The 13,592-nt window shown below is 63.6% G+C and carries 11 protein-coding genes; 5 read left to right on the top strand and 6 right to left on the bottom strand.

All coding sequences use genetic code 11. From position 1 onward, the window contains the following. Window positions 1-286 precede the first annotated feature (286 nt). Entirely contained in the window at window positions 287-1,006 is a 720-nt protein-coding gene (gene trmB, locus BGP02_RS15625; protein ID WP_286798816.1) for a tRNA (guanine(46)-N(7))-methyltransferase TrmB, read from the top strand. A gap of 101 nt (window positions 1,007-1,107) precedes the next feature. Here the strand turns inward: trmB and BGP02_RS15620 are convergent, their stop codons facing one another. The 6 genes from BGP02_RS15620 to BGP02_RS15595 all read right to left on the bottom strand — a co-directional run bounded on the left by BGP02_RS15620 (window position 1,108) and on the right by BGP02_RS15595 (window position 9,648). After that, complete coding sequence (locus BGP02_RS15620; protein ID WP_017233045.1) at window positions 1,108-2,286, bottom strand: DUF2863 family protein; 1,179 nt, start codon at window positions 2,284-2,286, stop codon at window positions 1,108-1,110. 135 nt (window positions 2,287-2,421) lie between these two features. Beyond that, window positions 2,422-2,985, bottom strand: coding sequence for a methylated-DNA--[protein]-cysteine S-methyltransferase (locus BGP02_RS15615; protein WP_017233046.1), 564 nt, complete (start codon window positions 2,983-2,985; stop codon window positions 2,422-2,424). Further along, window positions 2,982-4,469, bottom strand: a complete 1,488-nt coding sequence (locus BGP02_RS15610; RefSeq protein ID WP_286798841.1) for a DNA-3-methyladenine glycosylase 2 family protein — start codon at window positions 4,467-4,469, stop codon at window positions 2,982-2,984. The genes BGP02_RS15615 and BGP02_RS15610 overlap by 4 nt, the downstream gene beginning before the upstream one ends. A gap of 206 nt (window positions 4,470-4,675) precedes the next feature. Continuing rightward, complete coding sequence (acnA, locus tag BGP02_RS15605) at window positions 4,676-7,384, bottom strand: aconitate hydratase AcnA (RefSeq protein WP_261938763.1); 2,709 nt, start codon at window positions 7,382-7,384, stop codon at window positions 4,676-4,678. 210 nt (window positions 7,385-7,594) lie between these two features. Then, window positions 7,595-8,092, bottom strand: a complete 498-nt coding sequence (locus BGP02_RS15600) for a hypothetical protein (protein WP_017233049.1) — start codon at window positions 8,090-8,092, stop codon at window positions 7,595-7,597. Between the two features lie 572 nt (window positions 8,093-8,664). Beyond that, a complete protein-coding gene (locus tag BGP02_RS15595) occupies window positions 8,665-9,648 on the bottom strand; it encodes a malate dehydrogenase (RefSeq protein WP_026131780.1) in 984 nt (327 codons plus the stop codon). A gap of 340 nt (window positions 9,649-9,988) precedes the next feature. On the opposite strand from BGP02_RS15595, the gene BGP02_RS15590 reads away from it, so the two are divergent. The 4 genes from BGP02_RS15590 (at window position 9,989) to sdhA (ending at window position 13,581) form a co-directional block, all read left to right on the top strand. Next, on the top strand, window positions 9,989-10,831 hold the full coding sequence (locus tag BGP02_RS15590; protein ID WP_017233052.1) for a UTRA domain-containing protein: 843 nt from the start codon (window positions 9,989-9,991) through the stop codon (window positions 10,829-10,831). 190 nt (window positions 10,832-11,021) lie between these two features. After that, window positions 11,022-11,435 carry a succinate dehydrogenase, cytochrome b556 subunit gene (sdhC, locus tag BGP02_RS15585; protein WP_026131781.1) on the top strand — a complete coding sequence of 138 codons (414 nt, stop codon included), beginning with the start codon at window positions 11,022-11,024 and terminating at the stop codon, window positions 11,433-11,435. A gap of 1 nt (window position 11,436) precedes the next feature. Then, entirely contained in the window at window positions 11,437-11,802 is a 366-nt protein-coding gene (gene sdhD, locus BGP02_RS15580) for a succinate dehydrogenase, hydrophobic membrane anchor protein (RefSeq protein ID WP_017233054.1), read from the top strand. A 3-nt stretch (window positions 11,803-11,805) separates the two neighbouring features. Continuing rightward, on the top strand, window positions 11,806-13,581 hold the full coding sequence (gene sdhA, locus BGP02_RS15575) for a succinate dehydrogenase flavoprotein subunit (protein ID WP_017233055.1): 1,776 nt from the start codon (window positions 11,806-11,808) through the stop codon (window positions 13,579-13,581). Window positions 13,582-13,592: the final 11 nt, after the last annotated feature.

Raw genomic sequence — 13,592 nt, 5'->3', positions numbered from 1 at the left:
GCATTGCAGAGCAATGCGGGCATGCGACGACCCATCGTAGGCGTCTTCGGCACGCGCCGCTCGCGAAGAGGCTTGACCGCATTATGATAGACAACGGCAAAGCGGCTCCCATCTTAACCGAAAAAAAGTCGCCGACGCCCGCCGGGCAAGTCCTCAGACGTAACAGGACTGAGCGCGAAAGTTACAGAGCGCTACAATGCGGGCCTGACCGACGCGTCGCCGCGCAGAAAACCTCGTGCATGCGGCAGGCACGCCTTTCGTTCGCCCCGCGTTTCTTCATTTCAGCATGTTCGCAAATTCACGCACCGTGGCCAGTGCTCAAACCGGCCCGCACGACAGACTGGCGGCGCTCGTCAGTCGTCATCGCGACGCGGTCTTTCGCAAGCCGCTCGCCGCCTACAGCGCGGGGGCATTCGAGGCCGCCATCGTCGCGTGGCGCAGCGCCGGCGCCGCACCGCTGATCATCGATGCGGGATGCGGTGTCGGCGAAAGCACGTTGCGCCTGGCCACGCAGTTTCCCGATCACTTCGTCATTGGCATCGATCAATCGGAGAGCCGCATCGTGCGCGGCAAGGATTGGTGGGGCGGTGCGTGGCCCGAGAACTTCGTATGGGTGCGGGCCGATCTGGTCGACTTCTGGCGGCAACTGTTCGAGGCCGGCATTCGCCCGGCACGTCATTACCTTCTCTATCCGAACCCGTGGCCGAAGATCGGCCAACTCGCCCGACGCTGGCATGCGCACGCGGTGTTCCCCACGGTGGTGGCGCTCGGCGGCGTGCTGGAGTGCCGCAGCAACTGGGATCTCTACATCGAGGAAATGGCGTTGGCCGTCGAGTGGCTCTGCGGTGTGCGGCCGGTCGTCGAGGTCTGGGCGCCTGAGGGGGGCGTCATCCCGATGACGCCGTTCGAGCGCAAGTATCTTGCATCGGGACATGGGCTGCATCGATGTGTCGTGACGTTGCCGTCGTCGTTGCCATCGCCATTGCCATCGGCACCGGGTGATTAGGCGGAGCACGCCGAACGCGTCGCCCAAATAAAATGGCCGTGCGCTGATCACGCACGGCCATTGTCTTGCTGTCGTCGCGCGTCGCTTCGACGCGCGGCCGATCAGTGGAAATGCGGACGGCTCGGTTCGGCGTCCTCCGGCATTTCCGCATGCACGATTTCGCCCACCGGATCCGGATACAGTGGCACGCCGCAATCGTCGCAATACTCAGGATCGAAGCGCCCAGGGTGCTTGCGAATCTCGGTCACACCGCAGGCCTTGAGCAGATCGGCGACTTCCTCGAGCGCGCCGCCTTCGATCTCGCCATTCTCGCGACCGTACAGCGGCCACACGACCCCATAGATGACGTCGTTGCTGCCCCGCTGCGTGAAGCCGATGCGGTACTCGTCAATGTTCTGCTCGCCGAAGCCCGCCACCACGGCGCGCAGCTCGGCCGGCGTGAGGGTGAGCACGTCTTCGAGATAGCGCAGCGCCGTGCGGATCGTGTGGGGCCGGATGCGCTCGTCGGCTTCGCGGCAGCTCGCGTAATAGGCGTCGGGCAGCAGGCACTCGATTTCGCAGCCAGGCAGCAGCGCATTGAGGTTAGGGCCGCCCTGCGTCGACCATGCCTCCTGGCATTGACCGCGTTCGGCGTGGCGCGCCCCTTCTTCCTGCCAACGGAACATCGGCGCGCCCTTGGGTACGCTGACGGCCGCCAGCAGGAAGCGCGGGTCGGCGAGAATCGGGGCCGTTTCCGGCAGGTCGCTGCCGGGTTGTTTGACTTCGGTGTTCTCGACCGCCGCGCGTACCAATTGCTGCGTGACCTTCCACGACTCGCAGTGCGTGCGCGGCAGTTGGTCGATGCTGTAGAGATACGGCGAAATGGTCACGCGCGCCGGTTCGGCCAGCACGTGAGCGTGCAGGTGCGCGCGAACGGGCATGAGCGCATCGGCTTTCACCGGCCCCGAGGGAATCGCGTAACGGGTCCAGGCGAGGATAGGGATGGCGACGAGCAGACCGTCCCACACCTGACCTTCGGCTTCCGGTTCGGCGGATTCGCTTTGCGACTCGATCAGATCGGCGAGCGCGCCATAGGCCTCGCTGTGGTTGGCCTGGAGATGGTCAAGGGCGGCGTCGATGGCCGGTTGGTTACCGGTGCGCAGCACGCGCGTGAGCAACGTGTCGAGCTGGGCTTCCCAGAAGCGGTCTTCGATACGGCTGCCGGAGGCAGCGAGCGCGAGCGCGTGGCCGACCAGCTTTTCAGCGTCGGGGGTCAGTCGTTTGGCGGTGCGTGAGCGCATAGTCGTGCAAAGCAGAAATACATGGACTCACGATTGTACGGCATGCGTGAACGCGATTGATGGGACGTGCGCACCGATTGCATCGTGCCGGCCCTGAAAATGACGACATGGCGCGGCCTTGCCGCCCCGGGGCCGTCAGAAATCGAACGCGAGATTGGCGGGCGCCGAGAGTCGGGTTCGACGCGTGGCCGCCAGCGTGGCACCTGTTACCGGGGCGAGCGCGGCCCCTTCCAGCGAGAGCAAGGCGAGCTTGCGCTCGACGCCGCTGGCGTAGCCGGTGAGGGTGCCGTCTGCGCCGATCACGCGGTGGCAGGGCACGATGATCGCAATCGGATTTCGGCCGTTCGCGGCACCGACCGCGCGCGATTTGTTGAGGTCGCCCAACGCGTGCGCGAGGTCGCCGTAGCTGCGTGTCTCGCCAAACGGAATGCGTTGCAGTTCGGCCCAGACGCCTTGCTGAAACGGCGTGCCCTGCGCCGCCAGCGCCAGATCGAAGGTGCGTCGTCCTTCGTGAAAATACTCGTCGAGCTGGCGCTTCGCGTCACGCAGGACCGCGACGTCGGCGCCATCGCGGCGCGTGTCGCCCGCTGGCGGAAAATACTTCTGATGCGAGAAATACACGCCGGTGAGGGCGTCGCCGTTGGCGACGAGCAGCATGTCGCCCAGCGGGCTGTCGTAATACGTTTCGTAGTGGGTCATGCGCACACCTCCTGCAAAGTCTCGACCGGCTGGCCCGCCGGTCCCTGTGCTGCCGCGCGCCAGACGTGCAGCGCGGCATACGCTCGCCATGGCGCCCATTGTGCCGCCCGCGCGGCGACGGCGCGCCCGTCGGCCGCGCCAAGCGCCTGACGCAGCACCAGATCGTCGACGGGCATCGCATCGGGCGAGCCGAGCGCGCGCATTGCGATGTACTGCGCCGTCCAGGGGCCAATGCCCTTGATCGCGAGCAGACCGTCGCGCGTGGCGTCCAGCGGTACCAGGGGATCCAGCCGCAGGCGGCCGTTGACCATCGCTTGCGCGACCCCGTGAATGGCGGCGATGCGACTTCGAATGATACCGGCCTCGCCGAGGGCGTCGGGGGCGACGGCGAGGAGCTGCGCGGCACTTGGAAACGTGTGTGTCAGACCGTGCGCGGGGGCGGGGAGTGGCGTGCCGAAGCGTTGTGCGAGCCGGCCGAGCAAGCGTCGAGCACCTTTGACGGTGATCTGCTGGCCGACGATGGCGCGCACGGCGATCTCGAAACCATCGACCGCGCCCGGGACGCGCAGGCCGGGCGTCGCCGCGGCGAGTGGGCCGAGGTGCGCGTCGATCACGTCTGGACGCGCGCCGAGATCGAACAAATGTCGAAGCTTGGCCAGCACCTGCGGCACGCTGCCGGCCAGCGTGGGCGGCAATGTCACCTGAAGCGCGTGGCGATCCGGCAGCGGGGTGACACGACACCAGCCTGTGATCGTCTGCCCGTCGGGCTGTTCAAGGCTCAGCGTGCGGGTGTAGACGTCGTCATCTCGCCGCTCGACCCCTTCGATTGCGCGGTCGCCGAGAAAGTCGAGCAGGGCGTGCCAGGCGAAGGGGGGGCGATACGCTAGCTGGAACACAAGATCGCTGTCGGGCAGGGCATCGTGGCGGGCGTTCAGGCGGAGCCGGCCGGGGGCGAAGCCGTAGCGGGTCTTGAAGAGTCCGTTGAAGCGCCGAACGCTGCCGAAGCCGGCGGCGAGGGCGACGTCGGTCACGGGCATGGCCGTATCGGTGAGCAGACGCTTGGCCAGCAGAAGTCGTTGCGTCTGCGCGTATTCGACTGGGGAGACGCCGAATTCGTCCGCAAAGATGCGGCGCAGATGGCGTTCCGTGATGCCGATTCTGGCCGCGAGGGCGGGGAGGCTGGCGTGATTGAGGAAGCCTTCGTCGATCATGGCGGCTGCGGCGTCGGCGAGTTCGCGGGTGGCGTCGAAACGGGCGAGGCCAGGTGCGAGTTCGGGACGGCATTTCAGGCACGGACGAAAGCCAGCCTTCTCTGCGGCGGCGGCGCTGCCATGGAACGAGCAATTTTCAAAGCGGGGTGTGCGCACGTTGCACACCGGCCGGCAGTAGATGCCAGTCGACGACACGCCGACGAAGAACCAGCCGTCGAAGCGCCGATCGCGGGCGCTGACGGCCTTGTAACAGACTTCGGGGTCGAGGTTCATGGACATGGGGCGGCGTGGGTCCGGCGGCAAGAGGGCAGAGACTATGCCCGCCACTCTACGCGCGAGGCGCATGAGGCGCTAGTCATTTTCGGACATGGCAGCGACACATTCTCCCAACAAGACAAAACCCGGCACAAGGCCGGGTTTTGCAGTCTGCCGGGCAACGAATCGTCACCCGGCAGCGTGGGTCATGACAGCGTGGCTGATCAGGCAGCGGCCAACAACTGACGCAGCACGAACGGCAGAATGCCGCCGTGCTTGTAGTAATCCACTTCGATCGGCGTGTCGATACGCAGCAGGACTTGCACCTTTTGCGTGTCGCCGTTCTTGCGGTGGATCACCAGCGTGACGTCCTGTTGCGGCTTGATATCGGCCGACAGACCTTCGATGTCGTACGTTTCTTCGCCCGTGATGCCCAGCGACTGGGCGCTGTCCGACCCCTTGAACTGCAGAGGCAGCACGCCCATGCCGACCAGGTTCGAGCGGTGGATACGCTCGAACGAGCGCGCGATGACCGCCTTCACGCCCAGCAGTTGCGTGCCCTTGGCCGCCCAGTCACGCGACGAACCCGTACCGTACTCTTCGCCACCGAACACCACCGTCGGGGTGTTCTCGCCGACATACTTCATCGCAGCGTCGTAGATCGACAACTGTTCGCCGCTCGGCTGGTGAATCGTCAGGCCGCCTTCCACGCGCGAGCCGTCGGCCTGCACCGGGATCATCAGGTTCTTGATACGGACGTTGGCGAACGTGCCGCGCATCATCACTTCATGGTTACCGCGACGCGAGCCATAGCTGTTGAAATCGGCCTTGAGCACGCCGTTTTCGAGCAGCCACTTGCCTGCCGGCGAGCTTTCCTTGATGGAGCCGGCCGGGCTGATGTGGTCGGTCGTGACCGAGTCGCCGAACACGCCCAGCGCGCGCGCGCCATGGATCGGCTTGATGTCGGCGTTCGGCTCCATCGTGAAGCCTTCGAAGAACGGCGGCTCGGCGATGTACGTCGAACCCGGCCAATCGTAGACCTGGCCCTTCGAACCCTTGACCTTGGCCCACAGCGGGCTCGGATCCTTCACCGTGTCGTAGTTCGCCTTGAAGGTCTTCGCGTTCATCGCGAACTTCATCAGCTTCTGGACTTCTTCGCTGGTCGGCCAAATGTCGCCCAGGAAGATCTCCTTTCCGCCACGGCCCTTGCCGACCGGCTCGGTCATCAGGTCGCGCGTGACGTTGCCGGCGATGGCGTAGGCCACGACCAGCGGCGGCGACGCCAGGAAGTTGGCGCGGATGTTCGGGTGAATGCGCGCTTCGAAGTTACGGTTGCCCGACAGTACGGCGGCGGCAACCATGTCGTTCTTCACGATCACGTCGTTCAGCTCGGCCGTCAGATCGCCAGCGTTACCGATACAGGTCGTGCAGCCGTAGGCCGTCACGCCAAAACCCAACTTCTCGAGGTACGGCAGCAGGCCGGCCGCTTCGAGGTACTCGGTCACCACGCGGCTTCCCGGGGCGAGCGACGTCTTGATGTGCGGTGCGACCTTCAGGCCGGCTTCCACCGCCTTCTTGGCCAGCAGGCCGGCCGCGAGCAGCACGCTCGGGTTCGACGTGTTCGTGCATGACGTGATCGCCGCGATCAGCACGTCGCCGTTGTTCACGTCGATGCCGCCAGCGGTCTTGTAAGTTGTATCGAACTGCGCTTCGGTCTTGTTGAAACCGTTCTCGGCGACCGGCTTCGTGAACAGGTCCTTGAACGTCGACTTCACGTTGCCGATTTCGATGCGGTCCTGCGGACGCTTCGGACCGGCCAGCGACGGTGCCACCGTGCCCAGATCCAGCGACAGCGTCTTCGTGTAGTCGATGTCGTTCTTCTTCGGAACGCCGAACAGCTTCTGGGCCTTGAAGTACGATTCGAAGGCGTCGATTTCCGACTTCGTGCGACCCGTGCCCTTGAAGTAGTCGATCGTCTTTTCGTCGACCGGGAAGAAGCCCATCGTGGCGCCATATTCCGGTGCCATATTGGCGATGGTGGCGCGGTCCGGCAGCGCCAGGCTCGTCGTGCCTTCGCCGAAGAATTCGACGAACTTGCCGACGACCTTCTCGCGGCGCAGCATTTCCGTGATCGTCAGCACCAGATCGGTGGCGGTCACGCCTTCGCGCAGACGGCCCGTCAGCTCCACACCGACAACGTCAGGCGTGAGGAAGTACACCGGTTGACCCAGCATGCCGGCTTCGGCTTCGATGCCGCCCACGCCCCAGCCCACCACGCCGATACCGTTGATCATGGTCGTGTGGCTGTCGGTACCGACCAGGGTGTCCGGGTAGAACACGTGGTCCTTCTTGTGCACGCCACGGGCGAGGTACTCCAGGTTCACCTGGTGCACGATGCCATAGCCCGGTTGCACGACGCCGAATGTGTCGAACGCCTGCATCCCCCACTTCATGAACTGATAGCGTTCGTTGTTGCGCTGGAATTCCAGCTTCATGTTCAGGTCGAGCGCCTTCTTCTCGCGGAAGTGATCGATCGTGACCGAGTGGTCAACCACCAGATCCACGGGCACGAGCGGCTCGATGCGCTTCGGGTTCTTGCCCTGGCGCTCGGCAACGTTACGCATCGCGGCCAGGTCGGCCAGCAGCGGTACACCCGTGAAATCCTGCAGCACAACGCGTGCCACGACGAACGGGATTTCGTCGACGCGCTCGGCATTCGGCTTCCAGTTGGCCAGTTGCTGGACGTGCGCCTCGGTGACCTTCTTGCCGTCGCAATTGCGCAGCACCGACTCGAGCACGATGCGGATCGACACCGGCAGGCGTTCGACGTTCACACCCAGGGCTTTACCCAGTTGGGGCAGCGAGTAGAACTTGCCTTTCTTGTCGCCGCCGAGCTTGAACTCTTTAAGCGTTTTGTGGAGGTTGTGGGCCATGATCTTTCCTTGAGTGATACAGAAAAACGAAGCGGTGGTAATGCCATTCGATGAAACCCGGCATCGCAGGGGCGCCGGCGTGGGCGCCCGTGTCGATGCCGGTACGGCGAGCGACCGGCGTAACCGGTACGCCGGGGACTGCATGTCATGCCGAGGCGGCAACAGGAAAGCGGCCGGCGCCTCGAGCGATCGATGTCAACCGAGCGTGGCTCAGTTGGTCACATTGATCAGTTGAACCGATTGCGTCGGGGCGAGCTTGTCGTGCTCCGCCATTTCGCGCGTCAAACACTCGTCGGCCAGTCGGCTGCCGCCATCACGGTGCGTGAACAGCATGGCCTTGGCCGGAATCACCACCAGATCCAAACCGCTGGCGGCGTCGTAGAAACGGTCTGCACCGGTCGTCGTCTGCTGACGCGGCAGCTTGTAGTTGCGACCTTCCCAGAACATGGTGAGCACCTGGTCGCGCTTCATGTCGCCCTTGATAAAGAGCTTCTCGTTTTCCTTGCAGCTCCACAGTTCCGAACCGTCCACCGGTTGCACCGGCGCAGCGGCAACGGTCGCCTTCTTCTTGGCCGGCGCGTGCTTGAGCTTCTTCTTCGGTGCGGCCTTCTTGGCCGTCGTCTTGCTGGCCGGTTCAGTGGCAAACGCGGCGGGCACGATGGCGGCAGAGCAAAGGGCGACCAACACGGTCAGGCAAAGCTTCTTCATGGTGAATCTCCAAACAATAGGTAAGGTGCGACAAAAACGCAGATTATCGTACGAAGTTTGCGTTGGTCGGCGTCACCATACAAATTTTTTCAATTCCTTCCTGCCACGCGCCATCGGCGTCGGCGGTACGGACCGGCGTCGTTGAACGGGGTGTTGCAGTGCGGAATTCGAGAGGGCGCGGGGCCGGACGGCGCTCGCGCGTAAAGCCGTTGTCGAGCGAGGACATGACGGGGGTCGGGCGGGAAGCTTGGCGAAGCCAACGCCGGGCATCATGCGGCGCGCTCGCTGCGGGCATTGCGCGCTCACCGGTCGTCCGGTGTGGCGCGCGGGGTGCGGCAGTCAGGCGTGGCATTGGCTTGGCCAAGAAATCGCTCGGTGTTGCGTGACGTCGTGCCGGGGTCATAGCGCGATAGATGGCGCGGACCGTTGCGCAAAATGTCGTCACTGGGCTGCGGACGTTAAAGCCGTTCCGTCGATCGCGGGAGTTGCGCCGGCAGTGGGGGTAAGCCGCCGGCGCAGTTTCGGCCCCCGACGACGCTTATGACGGCGTCCGGGGTCGAGTCCCTGGGGGATTAGCCCAGCAGATGTGCCACGCCAGCGCGCTCTTCTTCGAGTTCGTTGAGCGTGAAGTTCATCTTTTCGCGCGAATAGGCGTCGATCTCAAGGCCTTCCACGCGCTTGTACTTGCCGTTTTCGCAGATCACCGGCACGCCGTAGATCACGTCTTGCGGAATGCCGTACGAGCCGTCCGACGGGATACCCATCGTGACCCACTTGCCGTTCGAGCCCAGCACCCAGTCATGGATGTGGTCGATGGCCGCGTTGGCTGCCGAAGCGGCCGACGACAGGCCACGGGCTTCGATGATGGCGGCGCCGCGCTTGCCGACCGTGGGCAGGAACACGTCGTTGTTCCACACGTCGTCGTTGATCATCGACTTGACGCTCTGGCCGTCGATCGTGGCGAAGCGGTAGTCGGCGTACATCGTCGGCGAGTGGTTGCCCCACACGGCCAGCTTCTCGATGCTCGCGACCGGCTTGCCGGTCTTGGCGGCGAGTTGCGAGAGGGCGCGATTGTGGTCCAGGCGCAGCATCGCGGTGAAGTTTTCCTTCGGCAGGTTCGGTGCCGACTTCATGGCGATATAGGCGTTGGTGTTGGCCGGGTTGCCGACGACCAGCACCTTGACGTCACGCTTGGCGACTTCATCCAGGGCCTTGCCCTGCACCGTGAAGATTGCGCCATTGGCTTCGAGCAGATCCTTGCGCTCCATGCCCTTCGAGCGCGGACGGGCACCCACCAGCAGGGCGACGTCGGCATCCTTGAAGGCGACCTTGGGGTCGTCGGTCACAACCACGCCGGCGAGCAGCGGGAATGCGCAATCTTCCAGCTCCATCACAACGCCCTTGACGGCGGCTTGAGCTTGCGGGAGGTCGAGCAGTTGCAGGATGACGGGCTGATCCTTGCCGAGCATGTCGCCATTGGCGATGCGGAACAGCAGGGAGTAGCCGATTTGGCCAGCGGCGCCGGTGACGGCGACACGCATTGCGGGTTTTGCCATGAGAATCTCTCCAGACGTGTACAAATTCCTGCGAAGCTCGGAGTAAGCTCGCCGTCCGGGTGGCATTTTCGCCAGGCTGACAGCGCCGCGTCACACAAAGCCCCTAAAATTCCTTGACCTACGGAAGCTTGCGGGCTGCGGGGTCGACTGCCGTGAATAAGTGCGAAGCGACGAACTCTCTTATAAGATAGCTGTGCTGCGTCTGCAGGCCCCTGTTAGCCCGCGCCAGTGTAGGAGTCACCACAACGAATGTCAACTGTATCTTATGTCTTATATAAGACATAGGATTATTGCTGTTATTCGATAGACGAAGGTCTTGATTTGTGGTCAAATCGCCGCCATGAATGCGAATGTTCGCGACACATCCAACCCCACGACGCCTGTCGATGCTCCGCAGCGACCGGACAGCGCGCGTGACGCCGCACCGGCCTCCCAGGCCCCGCAGAGTGCGGCTTCGGCAGGGGCGTCGCCGACCTTCAGCCCGCTGTACCAGCAGATCAAGGGGCTCATTACCCAGGGTCTGCAAGCCGGCGAATGGAAGCCCGGCGAAATCATTCCCAGCGAAGTCGAGCTGGCCGCCCGTTTCAAGGTGAGCCAGGGAACGGTGCGCAAAGCCATCGACGAGCTGGCTGCAGAAAACCTGCTTGTGCGCCGTCAGGGGCGCGGCACGTTCGTCGCGACCCATCACGAGGACCGGGTGCAGTTCCGGTTTCTGCGACTCGCGCCCGATTCGGGCGAACCCCATCACCCGCCCAGCCGCCTGATCGAGTGCCGCCGTATGCGTGCACCGGCGGAAATCGCGCGCCAGCTCGATTTGCGCGCAGGCGATGGCGTCATTCTGATCCGCCGCATGATGGATTTCTCGGACCGTCCCACGGTGCTCGACGAAATCTGGTTGCCGGGCGCACTTTTCCGCGGCTTGACGGCGGAAAGGCTGAATGAATACAAGGGGCCGATGTACGGCCTGTTCGAAGATGAATTCGGCACACGCATGATTCGCGCCGTGGAAAAAGTTCGCGCCGTGGCCGCGGACGACATGACCGCCGATCTGCTCAAGGTGCCGAAGGGGTTCCCGCTGTTGAGCGTCGAGCGCGTTTCCTACACTTATGGGGACAAGCCGGTGGAAGTGCGCCGGGGCTGGTACGTGACGACGGAACATCATTACCAGAACGAATTGAGTTGACGCATTGAGAGGGTGGTGACTTCCCAGGGGCGAGCCGGCGTCGTGGCCGGTGAGTGCCTGAAAGTCGAGCATGAGAGGCGGCGGAGTGCGTGCTGCCGGCAGGAATTTCCGGAGCATTGGAACCGGTATGGTGCAACGCACTAGAATCGGCGCTAAAATCTGGGGCTGATGTAACTACATGGGGTCTAGCATGGCTGAAGTGGTAAAAAAAGAGCGGCCAGTCTACAGGAATATCGGTATTGGACAGATTGTCTCGTACCGTCTCCCGCTGGCTGGGATCGTGTCCATTCTGCACCGTATTAGCGGTGTGATCTTGTTCCTTCTGTTGCCGTTCGCGCTTTATTTGTTCGAACAGAGCCTCACGTCGGAACTCAGCTTCGACGTTCTGCGAAGCATCGCCTCCAACTGGTTTGTCAAACTTGTCATCCTGGCACTGTCGTGGGGCTTCCTGCAGCACTTCTGCGCCGGCGTGCGCCATCTGCGCATGGACTTCAATCACGACGCCGTGAGCAAGGAAGGCGGCAAGAATTCGGCCGTGGTCGTGCTGGTCGTGTCGCTGGTGCTGACGCTGGCCGTCGCCCTCAAGCTGTTCGGAGCGTTCTAAGATGGCACAGAACAATATCGGTTCGAAGCGCCTGGTCGTCGGCGCCCACTACGGCCTGCGCGACTGGATGGCGCAGCGTCTGACCGCGGTCATCATGGCCGTGTACACCGTGATCCTGCTGGTGTGGTTCTTCACCGCCAAGGATTTCTCCTACGAAGGCTGGGCAAGCATCTTCTCGCATCAGTGGATGAAGCTGGCGACGTTCGTCACGCTGCTCGCGGTGTTCTATCACGCGTGGGTCGGTGTGCGCGACATCTGGATGGACTACGTCAAGCCGGTCGGTGTGCGACTGGCGCTGTACACGTTGACGATCGTCTGGCTGCTGGCGTGTGCTGGCTATGCCGCGCAGATTCTGTGGAGAGTGTAAAGAATGGCTGCAATTAAAAATTCGCTGCCGCGTCGTCGCTTTGACGTTGTCATCGTGGGCGCAGGTGGTTCGGGCATGCGCGCGTCGCTTCAACTGGCCAAGGCCGGTCTGTCGGTCGCCGTGCTGTCCAAGGTGTTCCCCACCCGTTCGCATACCGTGGCCGCTCAGGGCGGCATTGGCGCCTCGCTCGGCAACATGAGCGAAGACAACTGGCACTACCACTTCTACGACACCATCAAGGGCTCCGACTGGCTCGGCGACCAGGATGCGATCGAGTTCATGTGCCGTCAGGCGCCGAACGCCGTCTACGAACTGGAACACTTCGGCATGCCGTTCGACCGTAACGCGGACGGCACGATCTACCAGCGCCCGTTCGGCGGTCACACGGCCAATTACGGCGAGAAGCCGGTCCAGCGCGCTTGCGCGGCCGCCGACCGTACCGGTCACGCGCTGCTGCACACGCTGTATCAACAGAACGTGGCGGCCAAGACGCACTTCTTCGTGGAGTGGATGGCGCTCGACCTGATTCGCAACGAAGACGGCGACGTGCTCGGTGTGTCGGCGCTCGAACTCGAAACCGGCGAAGTCTACCTGCTCGAAGCCAAGTGCACGCTGTTCGCGACCGGCGGTGCCGGCCGTGTGTATGCCGCCTCGACCAACGCGTTCATCAACACCGGTGACGGTCTTGGCATGGCCGCGCGTGCGGGCATTCCGCTCGAAGACATGGAATTCTGGCAATTCCACCCGACTGGCGTGGCCGGTGCGGGCGTGCTGATTACCGAAGGCGTGCGCGGTGAGGGCGGTATTCTGCGCAACTCGAACGGCGAGCGCTTCATGGAGCGCTATGCCCCGACGCTGAAGGATCTGGCGCCGCGTGACTTCGTGTCGCGCTCGATGGACCAGGAAATCAAGGAAGGCCGTGGCTGCGGCCCGAACGGCGACTACGTGCTGCTCGACCTCTCGCACATCGGTGCCGAGACGATCATGAAGCGCCTGCCGTCGATTCGCGAAATCGCCCTGAAGTTCGCTAACGTCGACGCGATCAAGGAACCGATCCCCGTCGTGCCGACCATCCACTACCAGATGGGTGGCATTCCGACGAACTACAACGGCCAGGTTGTCGTGCAGCAGAACGGCGAATCGACCCCGGTCAACGGCTTCTACGCCGTGGGCGAGTGCTCCTGCGTGTCGGTCCACGGTGCCAACCGTCTGGGCACGAACTCGCTGCTCGACCTCGTGGTGTTCGGCCGCGCGGCCGGTAACCACATCGTCGACTTCGTGAAGAACCACGGCGAGCACAAGCCGCTGCCCGCCGATGCCGGCGACAACGCCATGGCGCGTCTGGGCCGTCTGGAAGCCTCCAGCACGGGCGAGTACGCACAGGACATCGCCAACGACATCCGCGCGACGATGCAGAAGCACGCCGGCGTGTTCCGTACGTCCGACCTGCTCAAGGAAGGCGTGGACGAGATCAAGCAAGTGGCCGAGCGCGTGTCGCACGTTCACCTGAAGGACAAGTCGAAGGTGTTCAACACGGCGCGCATGGAAGCGCTGGAAGTGGACAACCTGATCGAAGTGGCCAAGGCCACCATGATCGCAGCCGAAGCCCGCAAGGAAAGCCGTGGCGCGCACGCGCACAGCGATTATCCGGAGCGCGACGACGCCAACTGGATGCGCCACTCGCTGTTCTTCAGCGAAGGCAACCGTCTGGATTACAAGCCGGTGCAGTTGAAGCCGCTGACCGTCGACTCGGTTCCGCCCAAGGCGCGGACGTTCTAAGGGATTCGCAA

Origin of the sequence: Pandoraea sp. 64-18 (assembly GCF_001899225.1) — a bacterium.
Lineage (GTDB): Bacteria > Pseudomonadota > Gammaproteobacteria > Burkholderiales > Burkholderiaceae > Pandoraea > Pandoraea cepalis.
Note: the sequence above shows the minus strand (reverse complement) of the source record. Positions and strands in the feature narration are given on the sequence as shown.

Coding starts and splice junctions, on each gene's coding strand:
- trmB (WP_286798816.1), top strand. CDS start 287: ATGTTCGCAAATTCACGCACCGTGGCCAGTGCTCAAACCGGCCCGCAC.
- BGP02_RS15620 (WP_017233045.1), bottom strand. CDS start 2,286: ATGCGCTCACGCACCGCCAAACGACTGACCCCCGACGCTGAAAAGCTG.
- BGP02_RS15615 (WP_017233046.1), bottom strand. CDS start 2,985: ATGACCCACTACGAAACGTATTACGACAGCCCGCTGGGCGACATGCTG.
- BGP02_RS15610 (WP_286798841.1), bottom strand. CDS start 4,469: ATGAACCTCGACCCCGAAGTCTGTTACAAGGCCGTCAGCGCCCGCGAT.
- acnA (WP_261938763.1), bottom strand. CDS start 7,384: ATGGCCCACAACCTCCACAAAACGCTTAAAGAGTTCAAGCTCGGCGGC.
- BGP02_RS15600 (WP_017233049.1), bottom strand. CDS start 8,092: ATGAAGAAGCTTTGCCTGACCGTGTTGGTCGCCCTTTGCTCTGCCGCC.
- BGP02_RS15595 (WP_026131780.1), bottom strand. CDS start 9,648: ATGGCAAAACCCGCAATGCGTGTCGCCGTCACCGGCGCCGCTGGCCAA.
- BGP02_RS15590 (WP_017233052.1), top strand. CDS start 9,989: ATGAATGCGAATGTTCGCGACACATCCAACCCCACGACGCCTGTCGAT.
- sdhC (WP_026131781.1), top strand. CDS start 11,022: ATGGCTGAAGTGGTAAAAAAAGAGCGGCCAGTCTACAGGAATATCGGT.
- sdhD (WP_017233054.1), top strand. CDS start 11,437: ATGGCACAGAACAATATCGGTTCGAAGCGCCTGGTCGTCGGCGCCCAC.
- sdhA (WP_017233055.1), top strand. CDS start 11,806: ATGGCTGCAATTAAAAATTCGCTGCCGCGTCGTCGCTTTGACGTTGTC.